The sequence below is a fragment of the Bartonella sp. AC130YNZD genome, from assembly GCF_042196865.1.
In the GTDB taxonomy this organism is placed as follows: Bacteria; Pseudomonadota; Alphaproteobacteria; order Rhizobiales; family Rhizobiaceae; genus Bartonella.
In genome coordinates this window covers 55762-73478 of the sequence record NZ_JBHIQZ010000003.1, presented here as the reverse complement: position 1 = coordinate 73478, position 17717 = coordinate 55762, and the positions used below count along the sequence as shown (strand labels likewise).

Genomic DNA, 17717 nt, shown 5'->3' with positions numbered 1-17717 from the left:
TAAAAGGTAAGCGTGATACTACAAAAGAGTTTCGTGTGCCTTTATTGATCAGAAAAGAGTATTTTTTCTTAGAAACTTATAATTAAAATCAGTATAGTTTATACTATTCTACATCCGCAGCAATAATGGCTTTGGTAATTGAATCTGGATCTGCAACAGGTTCACCACGTTTAATTTTATCAACATTTTCCATACCTTCAACAACCTGCCCCCATATGGAATATTGACGATCAAGCCACGGAGCATCTGCAAAACAAATAAAAAACTGAGAGTTAGCAGAATTTGGATTCTGACTCCGTGCCATAGAAACTGTACCACGCTTATGAGAAAGATTTGAAAACTCTGCTGTTAAATTTGGTTTTTCTGCCCCCCCCATACCAGCACGTGATAAATCGAATTTATCACTATCCTTCTTTCCAAATTGCACATCCCCTGTTTGCGCCATAAAACCATCAATAACGCGATGGAAAATAACATTATCATAAGCACCTTCACGTACCAGTTCTTTAATACGTGCAACATGACAAGGTGCTAAATCAGCAAAAAGCTCAATAACAACTCTGCCCTTTGTTGTTTCAAGAATTAAAGTATTCTCTGGATTTTTATTCTCAGCCATATGGAAAACTCCCTTGATTCATTTCTCAACTTGTAAAGTAGCAGCATTAATAACATCAGGATTTTTTACAGATCCATTATTACTTGTCGTACCTTTTTTTATTTTATCAACAACATCCATCCCCTTTATAACCTCTCCAACAACCGTATACTGACCGTTTAAAAAAGCAGCATCATCAAAACAAATGAAGAATTGAGAATTCGCGGAATCCGGATCTTGTGATCGTGCCATCCCAACTGTACCACGCTTAAATGACTGTTTTGAAAACTCTGCGGGTATATTAGGATAATTTGAGCCACCCATACCAACGCGTTTCAGATCAAAATCTCTACTGCCTTTTTTTCCAAATTCTACATCACCAGTTTGCGCCATGAAATTAGGAATTACACGATGAAAAACAACATTATTATAGTCCCCCTCCTCTGTTAATCTTTTGATTTGCGCAACATGTTTTGGCGCCAAATCAGGACGCAGACGAATAATGACATCACCATCTTTGAGAGATAAAACAAGAAGGCTTGCATCACTTGCTGGGCTAGGATTACCAGCGACAGAAGACAATGAAAAAAAACATATCAAAACAGCAAAAATTCTACGAAACACACTTATTCTCCCTTAAAAGATTGGTATTTCGAGCTTAAAGCTTGTGCAACATTGGGCGGTACAAATGGTGTCACATCACCTCCCATAGAGGCAATTTGGCGTACCAATGTAGAAGTTATCGCACGCCCAGAAACACTTGCCGGCAAAAAAACAGTTTGCAATTCAGGAGCTAGAATGCCATTCATCCCTGCCATTTGCATTTCATAATCAAGATCAGTACCATCACGCAATCCACGAACGAGAAATGAAGCACCAACTTCACGCGCCTTTTCAATGAGAAGGTTACTAAATGAAAGAACCTGCAATCGATTAGAATCTGCACCAAATAAGTCCTTCCCGACCTGCATAATGAAATCAACACGCTCTTCGAAGCTAAAGAGTGTTTTTTTGTCAGCCTGTATCCCTATAGCGACGACCACCTTATCAGCTAACACAAAACACCCTTTCAAAACATCAAGATGACCATTTGTAAGAGGATCAAAAGAACCCGCGTAAAGAGCAATTTTCATGACTTTACTCCTTCCTCTTAAAAATTATTTTTCTTCGCTCATATCAACTGTATCAGAATGCTTCTCACCTTCATCATCTAATGAACTCGTATCATCTTCAGGTTCAGAAATACGTTCAACCGATACGACTCTTTCACCTTTGGCTGTATTAAAAATTGTGACTCCCTTAGTTGAGCGCCCAGCAGTACGAATTCCCTCAACAGGGACACGAATAAGCTGCCCCCCATCTGATACCAACATAATTTGATCTTGCGCCTTCACCGGAAAAGCCGCTACTAATTTACCAATTTCAGCTGTTTTAGATGGATCTGTTGCGCGAATCCCTTTTCCGCCACGTCCCGAAATCCGGAACTCATAGGAAGAAGAGCGTTTACCATAACCAAACTCACTCACCGTCAAAAGCATTTGTTCACGTGCATGAAGTTCTGCATAACGTTCATCTGTTAACTCTGTTTCAGCACCCCCATCTTCCTCATCAAGAGTTATAATATCTTCAATATCAGCATCTGTACCAGAAGCACGCCGTTCATTCATTACACGTTTAATATAAGCAGAACGCTCAATGGACGTCGCCTCGACATGCTCTAAAATTGTCATCGAAATGACTTTATCGCCTTTAGCTAAATTGATACCACGAACTCCCACAGAATTACGCCCAGCAAAGACCCGAACATCAACAACTGGAAAACGGATACATTGTCCATTGGCTGTTGTTAGAACAACATCATCATGTTCTGTACAGGTTTCAACAGAAAGAATTTCATCTTCTTCATCAAGTTTCATCGCAATTTTACCATTACGATTAACCTGAACGAAATCTGATAATTTATTACGACGCACAGTTCCACGTGTTGTCGCGAACATAATATCTAATGCACTCCAGCTCGCTTCATCTTCAGGCAAAGGCATAATCGTTGTAATACGCTCACCTTGTTGTAAGGGAAGCATATTGATCAAAGCCCGCCCACGCGATTGGGGTGTCCCCAGCGGCAGTCGCCAAACTTTTTCCTTATAAACAATCCCACGTGATGAAAAGAAAAGAACCGGAGTATGCGTATTGGCAACAAACAACCGCGTTACAAAATCCTCATCCTTCGTGGACATACCAGAACGCCCCTTACCACCACGTCGCTGTGCACGATAGGTATTAAGAGGCACACGCTTAATATAGCCACTATGGCTTACCGTTACCACCATATCCTCTGATGCGATCAGATCTTCACTCTCCATCTCAGCGCTACCAAAACCAAATACGGTACGTCGCGGCGTTGCAAATTCCTCACGAAGAGCACTCAACTCATCCTTAACAATACACATAATGCGTACACGTGATGCCAAGATCTCAAGATAGTCAGCAATATCCACACCAATTTTATTCAATTCATCAGCGATTTCATCACGCCCAAGGGCTGTCAATCGTTGCAAACGCAATTCTAAAATAGCACGCGCCTGTTCTTCAGAGAGATTATAAGTACCATCCTCATGAATAATATGACGAGGATCATCAATAAGTTTAATCAAAGGCGCGACATCCATTGCTGGCCAGCGTCGCTCCATTAACTGTGCACGTGCTGTCTGCGGATCAGGAGCTTTGCGAATAAGCGCTATAATTTCATCAATATTGGCAACAGCAAGAGCAAGACCAACCAAAACATGTGCTCGCTCACGCGCTTTACGCAAAAGATATTTTGTTCGCCGACTGACAACTTCTTCCCGAAAAGAAACAAATGCACGAAGCATATCAAGCAACGTCATCTGTTCGGGTTTTCCCCCATTCAAAGCAACCATATTACAACCAAAGGAAGTTTGTAGCGGCGTATACCGATATAATTGGTTTAAAACAACTTCCGCAACAACATCTTTCTTCAGCTCAATAACAACGCGATATCCATCACGATCAGATTCGTCACGCAAATCAGAGATTCCCTCAATGCGTTTATCGCGCACCAATTCAGCCATTTTCTCAATCATTGTTGCCTTATTAACTTGATAAGGGATCTCACTCACAATAATTGCTTGTCGACCACTGCGAATTTCTTCGATCTCAACTTTAGCACGCATAATGATTGAGCCACGCCCTGTTTCATAAGCTGCACGAACACCAGAGTGGCCAAGGATAATACCCCCTGTAGGAAAATCCGGACCAGGAATAATTTCAATTATTTTATCGAGTGTGATATCGGGATTATCAATCAAAGCGATACAACCATCAACGACTTCACCAAGATTATGGGGAGGAATATTGGTTGCCATTCCCACAGCAATCCCCCCTGACCCATTAACCAAAAGATTGGGAAAACGCGCTGGCAAGACAACCGGTTCACGCTCACGCCCATCGTAATTATCCTGAAAATCAACAGTATCTTTATCAATATCAGCTAAAAGTTCTTCTGAAACTTTTTCTAAACGACACTCAGTATAGCGCATAGCCGCGGGTGGATCACCATCAACGGAACCAAAATTTCCCTGACCATCAATCAATGGATTTCTTAAAGAAAAGTCCTGCGCCATACGCACTAAAGCATCATAAATTGAAGCATCACCATGGGGATGGAATTTCCCCATAACCTCACCAACAACACCAGCAGATTTACGATATGACTTATTAAAAGAAAGCCCCATCTCATTCATAGCATAAAGGATACGTCGATGAACAGGCTTAAGACCATCACGAACATCAGGGAGTGCACGTGAAACAATCACGCTCATCGCATAATCGAGATAGGAGCGTTGCATTTCATCAATAATACTGATTGGTTCAATACCGGTTAGCACATCACGTTCTGGGTGTGGAGTAAGATCGGTCACAATTTCAAAACTTTCAAAAAAGAATCATTTCACTTTATTTATAGCGAAAAATACACAAAAATGCTAATTTCTCTCCCATGACAAAAAAGAAATTTAACAATATTTTTCAAGATGTTATTAATTTATATTTTAAATTACCAATAATAATTAACAATTTTTACTTCGATAAACTTCAAAAATCTGAAACAAGCAAACCATAAAATGATCATAATACTGCAATTTAAAGACTCTTAAAAAGGGACGTCATCATCTAATTTGTGTGAAAAACTTTCTCCCAATTGATTATTATTTTGACCAAAAGCATTTCTCTGATTTGAGTGACTATCGGCAAAGCCACCACTATAACTCCCCCCTTGACTTGCTCCTTGCTCCCCGCTCGCAGCTCCCCGACCATCAAGCATTTGTAATTCGCCACGGTACTTTTGCAAAACAATCTCTGTTGTATAACGATCATTTCCATTTTGATCTTGCCATTTTCGTGTCTGTAACTGCCCCTCAATATAAATTTTGCTGCCTTTTTTTAAATATTGCTCTGCAACTTTGACAAGGTTTTCATTAAAAATAACAATATTATGCCACTCAGTGCGTTCTTTTCGCTCATTTGTATTCCGATCGCGCCAACTTTCTGAAGTAGCAATACGCAAATTTGCCACTTGATCACCAGAATTCAAACGGCGGATTTCAGGATCCGCACCAAGATTACCAATCAAAATAACTTTATTAAGGCTACCAGCCATCGCATAAACTCCAAAATTTTAATTTGTAAAATACTCTGTTCTATAACAGTTATAACCATCTTGAGCTTCAATTTACATGTCGCAATTGACCATCAATATGGGTATTGCTATCCTTTACCAATATTGTATTCAGTGTAATTATAACAAAAGATGATAAAAACGCATAGTTTATTCCACCACGAGAGAATAAAAAGCTGCTCATTTGTATTTTTTTCACAAAACTTATACCTTCCTTTTGCATTAAAGCAGTTAAACACATTATAATTCTAAAAAAACAGTTTTATTCCATTTTAGGTGCTCAATTTTTGCCACATATGCCAAGGATAAAGTATGACTCATCAAAAATATATCTCCATTCGCGGTGCACGTGAGCATAACCTTAAAAATATTGATCTCGATCTTCCTCGTGATAAACTCATTGTTATAACAGGACTTTCTGGATCAGGGAAATCATCCTTAGCGTTTGATACAATTTACGCTGAAGGACAACGTCGCTATGTCGAAAGCCTTTCAGCCTATGCACGCCAATTTTTGGAAGTCATGCAAAAACCCGATGTCGACCGCATAGACGGTCTCTCTCCAGCTATCTCCATTGAACAAAAAACAACCAGTCGCAATCCTCGTTCAACGGTAGGTACCGTTACTGAAATCCAAGATTACATGCGTCTTCTCTTTGCACGTATTGGTATTCCTCATTCTCCTGTGACAGGACTTCCTATTGAAAGCCAGACAGTAAGCCAAATGGTGGATCAAATTATATCCTTACCAGAAGGAACGCGAATTTTTATTATGGCCCCTTTGGTGCGAGGACGAAAGGGAGAATATAAAAAAGAGCTAACAGAACTTTTAAAAAGAGGATTTCAACGCGCTAAAGTTGATGGAAAATTCTATGAAATCGCTGATATTCCACCTCTTGATAAAAAATATAAACACGACATCGATGTCGTGGTAGACCGCATTGTTGTACAGAAGGATATCACCTCTCGCTTAGCTGATAGTATAGAAACCTGTTTACAGCTAGCAAATGGGCTTGCCATTGCTGAAATGGCAGACCAACCCTTAGCACAAAAAGAAACGATAAAGGAATCTGCTCATAAGTCGAAAAATAATACACACAAACGGCTCATTTTTTCAGAAAAGTTTTCCTGCCCTGTATCGGGTTTTTCTATTCCTGAAATTGAACCACGCCTTTTTTCGTTCAATAATCCTTTTGGCGCCTGTCCTCTCTGCGATGGACTGGGCATCAAAAAAGCAATGGATCCACTGAAAATTGTGCCCAATAAAAATCTTACCCTCAAAAATGGCGCCATTGCTCCTTGGGCTAAATCGGATTCACTTTATTATAGCCAAACCCTAGAAGCATTAGGAAAAGCTTACGGTTTCAAACTCACAGATCAATGGTGTGAACTCTCTAATGAAGCACAACAGGCTATTCTCTACGGTACAAAAAGAGATGAAATTTCTTTTATCTATAAAAATAATTCTGGTTCGCATAAAACGACCCAACCTTTTGAAGGAATCATCCCTAATATGGAGAGACGCTGGAAAGAAACCGATTCTGCTTGGTCTCGAGAAGAAATCGAACGTTATATGTCTTCTTCGCCCTGCCCAGCTTGTCACGGTTATCGTTTAAAAGCAGAGGCACTTGCTGTAAAAATCAACGGAATGCATATTGGGCAAATATCAGATCTTTCTATTCTAAAAGCAGATGATTGGTTTGCCAATGTTCATCAATATCTCACAGAAAAACAACGTAATATCGCCGTACGTATTTTAAAAGAAATTCGTGAACGTTTGGCTTTTTTAAATCATGTAGGATTGGAATATCTTACCTTGTCTCGAAATTCAGGAACGCTTTCAGGTGGAGAAAGCCAACGCATTCGGTTGGCATCCCAAATTGGTTCTGGTCTTACAGGCGTTCTTTATATTTTAGATGAACCATCTATCGGTTTACACCAACGCGATAACGAACGCCTGTTGGAAATGCTGCGCCATTTGCGCAATCTTGGCAATACAGTTATTGTTGTTGAACATGATGAAGATGCTATTCTCACAGCGGATCATGTTGTCGATATGGGGCCTGCCGCGGGCGTTCATGGTGGAGAAATCATAGCGCAAGGGACACCGCAGGAAATTATAGAAAATTCAGCCTCTCTCACAGGCCAATACCTTTCAGGAAAAATGGCTGTTAAAATGCCGACAGAGCGACGCAAAATATCAAAAACGAAAATACTTAAAGTTATTGGCGCCAAAGGCAATAACCTCAAAAATATCAATGCAAACATCCCTCTTGGAACCTTCACATGCATAACTGGTGTTTCTGGAGGAGGAAAATCAACATTTCTTATTGAAACGCTTTTCAAAGCAGCGTCACATCATATCATGGGCTCTCATCACAGCCCTGCCAGCTATGACAAAATTGAAGGATTAGAATTTCTTGATAAAGTCATCGATATCAACCAGTCCCCTATTGGACGCACCCCACGCTCTAATCCCGCAACCTATACAGGCGCTTTTACACCGATTCGTGAGTGGTTTGCCGATCTTCCAGAATCAAAAGCCCGCGGTTACAAAGCTGGGCGTTTTTCATTTAATGTTAAAGGAGGACGTTGCGAAGCATGTCAAGGCGATGGAGTTATCAAAATTGAAATGCACTTTTTACCTGATGTCTATGTTACTTGCGATGTCTGTAAAGGAAAACGCTATAACCGAGAAACACTAGAAATAAAATTCAAAGGACAATCTATAGCCGATATTTTGGATATGACAATTGAAAAGGCGGAGGAATTTTTCCAAGCTATTCCCGCTATTCATAATAAAATGGAAACTCTCATTAAAGTAGGATTGGGTTACATAAAAGTAGGACAGCAAGCAACCACACTTTCTGGTGGGGAAGCACAACGTGTAAAACTTGCGAAAGAACTTTCTCGTAAAACAACGGGACGTACACTCTATATTTTGGATGAACCGACAACAGGTTTACATTTTCATGATATTTCCAAACTTCTTGAAGTGCTTCACGAACTAGTCGAGCAAGGCAACACAGTTATAGTCATTGAACATAACCTTGATGTTATAAAGACAGCCGACTGGATTATTGATTTAGGACCAGAAGGTGGAGATCGCGGTGGTGAAATCGTTGCCATTGGACGCCCTGAAGACATCATTAAGGTTCCCGCTTCCTATACGGGAAAATTTCTAAAAGATGTTTTACTGCGCCCATCTCTCTATAATTCCGATTCTTAGAAACGCTTTCTATTGTAAAATACAGCATACTAACAAAGCCTGTACTTTTATTATTACCTGTAAACCAACACCTAATTCCAGTGGTGCAACACGTTTGAAGCAAAGACTAAAAACAATTTAGCGCTTTATAAGCTGTTTCAGTTGTCGTATTGCCAAATAGGAACGCGCACATAATTGCGTATTTATTCTCTGTTTTGTTTATACCTGAAACGATCAGACAGCCTAAACTGGGAAGAATACGAAGTTTTAAGGGTATAAATAAGTTCCTATCTTTCCATTTCCTTTTAATTTATCTTTATGATTTTCAAAGACATCCACAGCAATATCTTATAATGAAGATTGCCATTGCTTCACACTTTTATTTATCGCGTTCCTTAATGAAGATCACATTCCTCACGAAGGGACAAAACGCCCCAAACGGAATATATTTGCGTTGCCAATTCCCACATCTGTTTTAAAGAAACATTTCTCAATGCTCTCAAGCCCATTTCACGACGGCTCCTATGAATGCTATAATGATAAACTCATTATTGTACACCACCATCTTTACGTTTATGAAGAAGCATAATCGGCATCATCACACTTTTTTTCCAATATTTGTCTTCCCTACTCCCTAATATTGTAAAGCCTTTAGTTATCGAAAGCTTTCATAAAAAGCATTTTATTTATTTTTTCAAATGTTGTTATCCACACACTCATAACTATTTATGATATATAAAAGTATCGTTTTGATTGATTGACGATAAAAAGATCTAAAATGAGAAAATCTTACGCTATTAGAATTTCTCATTTAATGTGGAGAGAGTCTAATTATCCTTATAAGTCAAGATATTATCTAACAAAAAAGAAACAAAACTCTTTTATTATATTATTTGAATTCTTGTATAAGAATTGTAAGTTTTTTTCCCAAAAAACAGTATTTGGCTGTATTCTACAAAAGAAACTCTCCTAAAAGAGCTTAGAGTATCATTATTTTCACTTTTTGTGCACAAAGTATCTGTTGGACATCTTACAGTTGTCAATATAATGTGATGCAGTCTAAAAAGACAAAATAACGTTGGAGATAATTTCAGCATGAAAAAAATTGAAGCCATTATAAAACCTTTCAAACTTGATGAAGTGAAAGAAGCGCTTCAAAAAATTGGGTTACATGGTATTACAGTAACAGAAGCGAAAGGTTTTGGTCGTCAAAGGGAACATACAGAACTTTATCGTGGTACGAAATATGTTGTTGACTTTCTACCTAAAGTAAAGATTGAAATTGTTGTGTCCGATGAAAAACTGGAACAAACTGTTGATGCAATACGTAAAGCAGCTCAAACCAAACATATAGGGGATGGAAAGATATTTGTCTTTTCCATTGATGATGCAATTCGTATAGGCACGGACGAAACCGGTATCGATGCCCTTTAATAAATAACGAGAAAATTCACTTTTTTATCCACCTCAACGCCATATTAAGGAAATTGAATATGACAACCGCATCAGATATTATCAAACAGATTACAGACAACGAAATCCGTTTTGTTGATTTACGTTTTACTGATCCACGAGGAAAATTGCATCACATTACAATGGATATCGCAGAGATCAGCGAGGATACTTTTAGTGATGGTGTCATGTTTGATGGTTCTTCAATTGCTGGTTGGAAAACAATTAATGAATCTGACATGGTTTTAATGCCAGATCCAGCAACAGCACATATTGATCCTTTTTTTGCTCAATCTACTTTGGTCATATTTTGTGATGTACTTGATCCTGTCTCTGGTGAGTTTTATCGTAGAGATCCTCGTTCTATCGCCAAAAGGGCTGAGGTTTATATGAAATCTTTAAACATTGGAGATACAATCAATGTGGGTCCAGAAGCTGAGTTTTTTATCTTTGATGATGTACGCTATAAAACGGACCCTTACAACACAGGGTTTAAACTCGATTCAAGTGAACTTCCCTCTAATGATGATACGGAATATGAAACAGGAAATCTAGGGCATCGCCCACGAATAAAGGGAGGCTACCTTCCTGTTCCGCCGATTGACTCCTGCCAAGATATGCGTTCTGAAATGCTCACAGCACTCAAGGATATGGGCGTACAGGTCGAAAAACACCATCACGAAGTAGCAGCAGGCCAACATGAATTGGGTATTCGTTTTGATACACTTGTTCGCGAGGCTGACAAGATGCAAATTTTTAAATATGTTGTACATCAAATAGCAAACAGTTATGGGAAAACAGCAACCTTCATGCCAAAACCAGTTTTTGGTGATAACGGCTCTGGAATGCATGTCCACATTTCCATTTGGAAAGATGGCAAACCCATTTTTGCAGGAAATGAATATGCCGGACTATCAGAAACCTGTCTGTTTTTTATCGGTGGTGTTATTAAGCACGCAAAAGCAATAAATGCTTTTACCAACCCATCCACAAACTCCTATAAACGTTTGGTTCCTGGTTATGAAGCTCCTGTTCTTCTTGCCTATTCAGCACGTAATCGTTCTGCATCTTGCCGTATTCCTATGAGCTCCTCACCAAATTCAAAACGCGTAGAAGTTCGTTTTCCAGACCCAACAGCAAATCCCTATTTGGCATTTGCAGCCCTTTTAATGGCTGGTCTTGACGGTATCAAAAACAAAATTCATCCCGGACATGCTATGGATAAAGATCTTTATGATCTTCCCTTAAAGGAACTTAAAGAAATCCCTACTGTTTCAGGAAGCCTGCGTGAAGCGCTTGAAGCACTTGACAAAGATCGTGGATTTCTTAAAGCTGGCGACGTTTTTGATGATGATCAGATTAATTCCTTCATTCAAGTAAAGATGCAAGAAGTCTTGCGTTACGAAACAACACCCCATCCTGTTGAATTTGATATGTACTATTCTGTTTAAACAATCAATACGCATTCTTTTGATTTTAAAAATGGAGGCAAAAGCCTCCATTTTTGTGGATATTCGTCTCATGCAAAAGCGCAAGAGGCTTTTTGCTCGTCCGCTTTTCCTTTATAATGTGTTGAATCTCTTCAAATGAATTAACAAAGGTTTCTAATGCCGCGAATTTGTTTTCTCGTTCCCGTTCTTTTATGCATTGTCTTTATCACATCAACAACTAAAGCACATACAATAACCAACCAAAAACTTACAACTCTTGAGAAAGCAACATCTGCTTATAGTAAAGCACTTAAAAATGCCGATGCAAATGCCATCTTAAATGCTATTCCTCCCCAAGTCATCAACCGCTTAATCGCCAAAAAAAATCTTAATCAATCACAATTTCTACAAATCATGAAAAGCCAAATAGAACGGTTGGCAGAAAGTTACAAGATTGAAACGATCAACATTGATCAAAAACAAAAACGTGAAGGTACCCTTGATAATGGTACCCCTTATTTTGTTATACCCGTGGAGCTTGTAACCACAACAAATGCTGGAAAAAAATGCTCTATTCAAACTGAAATTATTGCCCTACTTCACAATAACCAATGGTATTTTATCCGTGGTAATGACGAAGCGCTCTTAACCATAACCAATGAACTATTTCCTGGACTTGATAAAGTAAAAACCAATCCTCAAAAAGTCACAAAAATACTCTGAGCGAAAAGAATGCACGTAAATAAAAGATTTTCCCCTATAAACAAGTTGTAACAATTGTAGCAGCAGCATTAAATTCAACTTTTTTATGAGCACGGCGTGCTATTGTTTCTTTATCCGTTCCCCATTGCTCCATTATCCAATCTTCATCTAAATGGGCAATAGACCAAGCATGATCAGCATCAATATTTCCCGCAGCAACAGCAAAAGCAATGAGAGCAGATCCCGTTAATGTTGTCATCATATGAAGTGCAGCAAGCATATAAGCAGACTCAACTCTTCGTAAATAATGACTCACCGCTTGAAGTGCTTCTGGTGATTGTTCCACATGCATCAGCCCTTCTGTCAAATAAAACCGCGCACCCAGTTTTTTTTCTGCCCAATCTAATAAAGGATCCCATTGTTCAGATTGTTTTTGCACCAACTCTTTAGGTGTCTGTGCACGATAAAAGATCATATCACATGCAACGAAACGCAATAAATCTTCAAAAACCGCCTGCATATCATCAGCGATACCATCAATCACAGTATTAACCAAACGCGTCATCGGCATTTTTGCAGGATCAACAACGTGCTTTTGGTTCTCAAATTCCTGAGCAACGTATTCAGCAAACACTTCTGTTGGCACATGAAAATGACGTCTTGCGGGCGTTTTTACAGGACGTTCATCCAACAAAATCGTAAAGCCGCCCTCCCCACAAGCGATCTTCACTTGCTTATAAAACCGTTTTGGGTGTGATTGGAATGAAAGATTTTGAATTTTTTGAACAGAACTCTTTTTATTCAATGGCATATCAAAATGATCCAAAATCTCACGCATATTTGTTTACCTCTGATTTTTTCAAGAAATCGACTGTTTCTTTAGGTTCTGTAGCTTCAATAAGGTTTAATCTGACCTTCTTAACGATTCCAAAGAAGAAAAAAAATCTTGCCAATCTCAATCTAACTTAAGAGTTATATTTCATGTTTCTTTTACAAACAAGACAATGATGATTGCCTTTTATATATTTAATACAATCATAATAGTAAAACAATTTTTAAAAGTATTATCTTAATTAAGAATTTAAATATATTGAGTTTTATGGCAAAGATGTTCACGCCTTACCAATTTGCTTATTATTCACCTATAATAGTATTATCAATATGAACAGATTCAAAAACGCTGCTCATCCAAAAAATGATAGAGCAGTACGGTTTACGTGTCATTCACCTTCGCTTAACCATTCCAATAATTCTCTAACATATCCAATAAATACCCTGCATAGAATTTTTCTGCTCAATTACTCCCTTAAAAGACGCTGTTTTACGGCATGATAGAATAATGAACAGACAAAATTTATCGTAAATTTGCTTTCACATATACATTATTTTATAAAGCACTAAATTACTTAACGCATTGTGCTTGATATACTCTATCATATCACACTAGTTTAAATTTAGTCGCATAATTAAAAGAATAGAGATCATGCAATCTGAAAATAATACTTTTATTTATACACTTGTCCCTGCAGATACTAACTGTGCAGCTGCAGAACAATAGTGGCTTAACAATCACAATAAAAATATTTTGTCCACTAACTCGAGATTCCGTATTATCTTATACGCAACTCTTGAAGAAGCATTTAATGAACTTGCTCAAAAAAAAGATGCTTATCTCTTAAGTTGTGCTGCTTACCCTGATTTGCATACACTCATATTTACCCGTTTAGGTGATATGCAATTATTTGACAGCTTTATCATGCCTACTCACTCTATGGTTTTAGCTAAACGCAATAACGCTGATGAAATTAAAACCATAGCGACTCATCCTGCCCCGCAATCTCTGGTAGCTCATCAATATGACAAAGTATTTGCCAACAGCCATGCTGATACAGCCGTTCTTTGTAAGGCTGAAAAAGCCGATGCTTGTATCACAACATCGGTTGCGGCAAATCGCTATAAGCTGAATATTGTCGAAAATTTTGGACAAGTGCCAATGGCCTTTTTGCTCCACTCACTAAAGTCAACTAATCATGAAAAAATCTGAAGCGCTTCTTTCCATTGTTAACTTGGTTGACAAATTCCGTATGCGCCAAGAACGAGATGGGAGCATTAAGGAACCAACTTCAGCAGATAGTAATATGATCAATAAATTGATCACTCTGCTGAACCACCATGCTAATATTCTTGACAGATTATCTCCAAAACTTTTAGAGACCATTTCTGATGATCTTCATCAGTGGATGCTCAGCGGTTTAACGCCCCCTCCTCAATTTGATAACACTTTGGCTGCTTTCAAAGCCCTATTACCAGATGCTCCCTTGTTTTTCTTGGCTCCAATGCGTGCAACAAATGGACCTGATCCAGAAGGATTCCGGCTGGAATTAGTTACAGGATATCGTCATGAAACGGCCTATCTTGCTGACGCCTCAAAATATACAAAGAATTATCTATCACCTTTTCAATGTATAAAAATGGGAATAGCATCAAGAGGTTTTTTAGAAGGCAATTGCATTGTTCTATTCCCAGAATCTGTAGCGACTGCTCAAAAAATTGATAAGCAAGCATTTGCTTTGTTTTTTTTCAGTAAATTCTTTGATATCTACAACAAGCAAACAATTGTGGAAGCTGAACGTTTACTCGGCCGTAATAGTAAATTCCTGTTCGGTCAATTGCAGAGTCGTAACTTATCTAAAGAAGACATTTACGATGCTCGCTGTTTGTGGGGCTATTATCATGACTATGCACATCATACTGGACCGCGGCCATTGGATAAAAATCTATATATAAAATTAAATTGGTTCACTGGTCTTCTAGAAGAAACTAAAGTTGATTTAATTACAGTCCGTATTATGCTACAAAATCATCCAAAATTTTGGAAAGAAATAACTGAATTTGTCCTATTAGAACGCATATTCCGTTATCCAAAAGATTCTGATCAGCATATGACATTCAATGCTGGTACAGGGATCTTGCTTTTTGAAATATTGATGCGGAACAAAGCATTGATTGAAACAAATCAAGGTTATCTTCAATTTGATTTGGAGCGTCTTGAAAAAGTAATAATATTGATGATAGCAGATATAGAAGCACTTGAAGCATTAGATGATGACGCTTATTTGGCAGGAGCTAAAGATTATATCCAAAATAATCTTGGAAAACCACAGACCTCAAAGTCACGATTTAATTTTTCAACATCATCTTATGCACAGCGAGTGATTAGAGGATTAAATCATTGAGTTTTATAAAAGAACGATTACTATTATTTACTTTTGCCATTCTAGCATTGTTTTCCATAAGTTGGTTATTATCTAAGAATTTGGTTAGCAATATACCCGTCATGCATGCGGTTGAACTTAGGTTGTTTGCCACCGCTGCCACCTTATGGCTGATTGCAGTATTTCGTGAGAAAGCTGTTTTCAGATCCCTACCATTGCTTCCCATGATACCTTCTTTTTTAATTCTATCAGCGTTAGAATTCTCGCTGTATTTTGTATGCAGCTTTGGTGCATTAAAATCACTCAAAGCCAGTGATTTAACCATGATGCTCGCTACTATTCCAGGAATTACTTATATATTAGGTGCATTGACAAATGTCCTTAAATTCTCATGGCTGAAGCTTAGTGGAGTGATAATTGTCAGTGTAGCAGCTGTGGCATTCAATATAAACAGTGGAGAAGGTGGATACAGCCTAATAGGAATAGCTCTTGCTTTAACAGCAGCCCTTTCTTACTCTGCTTATGGCTTATTGTCTAAACGTTATCTTAAAAATTTACCTTTGCTTACCTCACTGGCTTGGATCACGACAATTTCTGCAGCATCATTTATGCCATTATTTATTTTTGATCCTGCCCCACTCTTATATCTTAAGTTAGAAGATATATTTAAAATATTGATTTTAGGAACTGTTTGCTCGGCACCAGTTTACGTATTACACTGAAAAGTTTTAGCCGAAGGAGGCGTATTATACGCCAATATTATCGGCGTATTATCCCCTTTTGCAGTGGTTGCATGTGAATGGATAATCGACTCGAGCCCTTCCCTCAACATTATCAAAATAATTGCTATGATGATGGCTGTTATAGGAATGACACTCTTATTTATAGATGCATCAAAGGTATCTACATGGCAACATAAACGCCATTCTCAAAACTCCAAATTTAATAAGGAAACAAAATGAAAAAACTCGCGTTAGTTTGCCAGCGCAATGCAAAATTACCATTTATATTTGAAGCAGCACAAGAAGCTAATATCGAATTAATAATGATCTATGATATCGCTGAAAGTGCTCCCACTCAACACCCCGCAGCAGTCACTTCAACTTGGCAACTTCCTGTTTTTGATAACCCAGAGCTAGCTCTAGACACTTTTGCAACAGGAGCAAAAGAACGCAATATTGCTGGGGTTATAACCCTTCGCGAAGAAGCTATCCTATGGACAGCTTTGGCTGCAAAAAAAATCAATACTCCAAGTATTGAACCAGAAGTAGCAGCATTAACCAGAAATAAATATCTCATGCGTCAAGCTTTTGCTAAAGCAGACTTAAGAACACCAGGATTCCTTTATATAGATAATCCAGAAGACCTATCACAAACACAAGCCTTGGATTATCCACTCGTTATTAAACCCGTCTCTGGATGGGCAAGTGCAGGCGTCATGTTAGCTAAAAATTCTGCCGAACTTCCTGATCTCATTAAAGCCGTATGGAATGTTCAGCATAAAGACGTGGCACGTTTTAATGATAAAAATAAACCTGTAGGTTTAGTCGTAGAACAGTATTTGCCAGGAAAAGAGTTTATCGTAGAATGCTTTGTTGATACAGCAGATGTACACGTTCTAAGGGACAGCCTGAGGGACCATGGTTTGAAGAAACAATTTATCGTCAACGCTGTGATATAGATGATCCTTTAATTATTGCTTTATGTGAGGCTGCATGCTCTGGAGTTAAAGCTCTTGGTATAAATATGGGAGCTGCTCATGTAGAACTACGCTTAGATGCCAATAACTTACCCTATATCATTGAGATCGGCACTCGTATAGGTGGATCAGGTGTCTCCCATTTTATTGTAGAACAAGGTACAGGAATTTCATTTGCAAAACTCTGTATGAATGCCGCTTTAGCTGAACAAAATTTAGATCTTCCTGATGTCCTCCCAGCTAAAAAAGTGGCTGCAAATTATATTATTCCTCTTCATGGGTATGGACGCTTCTCTGGATTTTTAGGTCTAGATAAGGTTGCACAGCATCCTCAAACCGCCAGAACTATCATTTTTTTTGAAACCAATCACATTTCACCACCTCCACCAGCATTTGGTGGATATCCTGGTTTTATTTTCTCTGTTCATAACTCAAACGAAGAAGCACGCAATTACCATAAATGGCTCGATGATACCTTAAGCATCATATGGCAAAATACTGATTTATAATGATAATTTAGCGTTATTCATATTGAACGAGAACCCCAATATCGTAGGATTTTCTCATTTTAAATCTGTTTATCAGATGGACAAATTTTTTAAAGCATTTGAAAAATGCTATAGTAGATAAAAATAAATCAACACGATATTTTCATATTTATTAAAACACATGATATCATTATTAAAAGAAGCAATTAAAATTCTGCACAAACAATGGTTTT

Annotated in this window: 15 protein-coding genes; 9 read left to right on the top strand and 6 right to left on the bottom strand. The window is 38.2% G+C overall.

Annotated features, from left to right (window positions below):
• Nucleotides 1-103 precede the first annotated feature (103 nt).
• The 5 genes from ACFINU_RS02225 to ssb form a co-directional block, all read right to left on the bottom strand.
• Nucleotides 104-616 (bottom strand): peptidylprolyl isomerase, encoded by a 513-nt coding sequence (locus ACFINU_RS02225; RefSeq protein ID WP_375617764.1) that lies wholly within the window; start codon nucleotides 614-616, stop codon nucleotides 104-106.
• Nucleotides 617-634: 18 nt separating this feature from the next.
• Nucleotides 635-1219, bottom strand: a complete 585-nt coding sequence (locus ACFINU_RS02220; protein ID WP_375617763.1) for a peptidylprolyl isomerase — start codon at nucleotides 1217-1219, stop codon at nucleotides 635-637.
• A gap of 2 nt (nucleotides 1220-1221) precedes the next feature.
• The gene (gene coaD, locus ACFINU_RS02215; RefSeq protein ID WP_375617762.1) at nucleotides 1222-1728 is read right to left on the bottom strand and encodes a pantetheine-phosphate adenylyltransferase; all 507 of its coding nucleotides are present in this window, start codon (nucleotides 1726-1728) and stop codon (nucleotides 1222-1224) included.
• 24 nt (nucleotides 1729-1752) lie between these two features.
• Complete coding sequence (gene gyrA, locus ACFINU_RS02210) at nucleotides 1753-4536, bottom strand: DNA gyrase subunit A (RefSeq protein ID WP_375617761.1); 2784 nt, start codon at nucleotides 4534-4536, stop codon at nucleotides 1753-1755.
• A gap of 230 nt (nucleotides 4537-4766) precedes the next feature.
• Complete coding sequence (gene ssb, locus ACFINU_RS02205) at nucleotides 4767-5273, bottom strand: single-stranded DNA-binding protein (protein ID WP_375617760.1); 507 nt, start codon at nucleotides 5271-5273, stop codon at nucleotides 4767-4769.
• Between the two features lie 330 nt (nucleotides 5274-5603).
• On the opposite strand from ssb, the gene uvrA reads away from it, so the two are divergent.
• The 4 genes from uvrA to ACFINU_RS02185 all read left to right on the top strand — a co-directional run bounded on the left by uvrA (nucleotide 5604) and on the right by ACFINU_RS02185 (nucleotide 12103).
• Nucleotides 5604-8519: an excinuclease ABC subunit UvrA gene (gene uvrA / locus ACFINU_RS02200; protein ID WP_375617759.1), complete on the top strand. Its 2916-nt coding sequence runs from the start codon at nucleotides 5604-5606 to the stop codon at nucleotides 8517-8519.
• Between the two features lie 1074 nt (nucleotides 8520-9593).
• Nucleotides 9594-9932, top strand: coding sequence for a P-II family nitrogen regulator (locus ACFINU_RS02195; protein WP_015856528.1), 339 nt, complete (start codon nucleotides 9594-9596; stop codon nucleotides 9930-9932).
• Nucleotides 9933-9991: 59 nt separating this feature from the next.
• Complete coding sequence (glnA, locus tag ACFINU_RS02190; RefSeq protein ID WP_375611514.1) at nucleotides 9992-11401, top strand: type I glutamate--ammonia ligase; 1410 nt, start codon at nucleotides 9992-9994, stop codon at nucleotides 11399-11401.
• Nucleotides 11402-11557: 156 nt separating this feature from the next.
• On the top strand, nucleotides 11558-12103 hold the full coding sequence (locus ACFINU_RS02185; RefSeq protein WP_375617758.1) for a hypothetical protein: 546 nt from the start codon (nucleotides 11558-11560) through the stop codon (nucleotides 12101-12103).
• A 34-nt stretch (nucleotides 12104-12137) separates the two neighbouring features.
• On the opposite strand, the gene ACFINU_RS02180 is transcribed toward ACFINU_RS02185, so the two are convergent.
• Nucleotides 12138-12920, bottom strand: coding sequence for an ATP12 family chaperone protein (locus ACFINU_RS02180; RefSeq protein ID WP_375617757.1), 783 nt, complete (start codon nucleotides 12918-12920; stop codon nucleotides 12138-12140).
• 747 nt (nucleotides 12921-13667) lie between these two features.
• Between ACFINU_RS02180 and ACFINU_RS02175 the strand changes: the two genes are divergently transcribed.
• From ACFINU_RS02175 to ACFINU_RS02155, 5 genes are all read left to right on the top strand, one after another.
• Nucleotides 13668-14126 (top strand): hypothetical protein, encoded by a 459-nt coding sequence (locus tag ACFINU_RS02175; protein WP_375617756.1) that lies wholly within the window; start codon nucleotides 13668-13670, stop codon nucleotides 14124-14126.
• A complete protein-coding gene (locus ACFINU_RS02170; RefSeq protein ID WP_375617755.1) occupies nucleotides 14113-15318 on the top strand; it encodes a DUF6421 family protein in 1206 nt (401 codons plus the stop codon). The genes ACFINU_RS02175 and ACFINU_RS02170 overlap by 14 nt, the downstream gene beginning before the upstream one ends.
• Nucleotides 15315-16019, top strand: a complete 705-nt coding sequence (locus ACFINU_RS02165; RefSeq protein WP_375617754.1) for a DMT family transporter — start codon at nucleotides 15315-15317, stop codon at nucleotides 16017-16019. The genes ACFINU_RS02170 and ACFINU_RS02165 overlap by 4 nt, the downstream gene beginning before the upstream one ends.
• Before the next feature lie 236 nt (nucleotides 16020-16255).
• Nucleotides 16256-16978 (top strand): acetyl-CoA carboxylase biotin carboxylase subunit family protein, encoded by a 723-nt coding sequence (locus ACFINU_RS02160; protein ID WP_375667330.1) that lies wholly within the window; start codon nucleotides 16256-16258, stop codon nucleotides 16976-16978.
• Nucleotides 16979-17043: 65 nt separating this feature from the next.
• Nucleotides 17044-17505 carry a hypothetical protein gene (locus tag ACFINU_RS02155; protein WP_375617752.1) on the top strand — a complete coding sequence of 154 codons (462 nt, stop codon included), beginning with the start codon at nucleotides 17044-17046 and terminating at the stop codon, nucleotides 17503-17505.
• The last annotated feature ends 212 nt before the right edge of the window (nucleotides 17506-17717 follow it).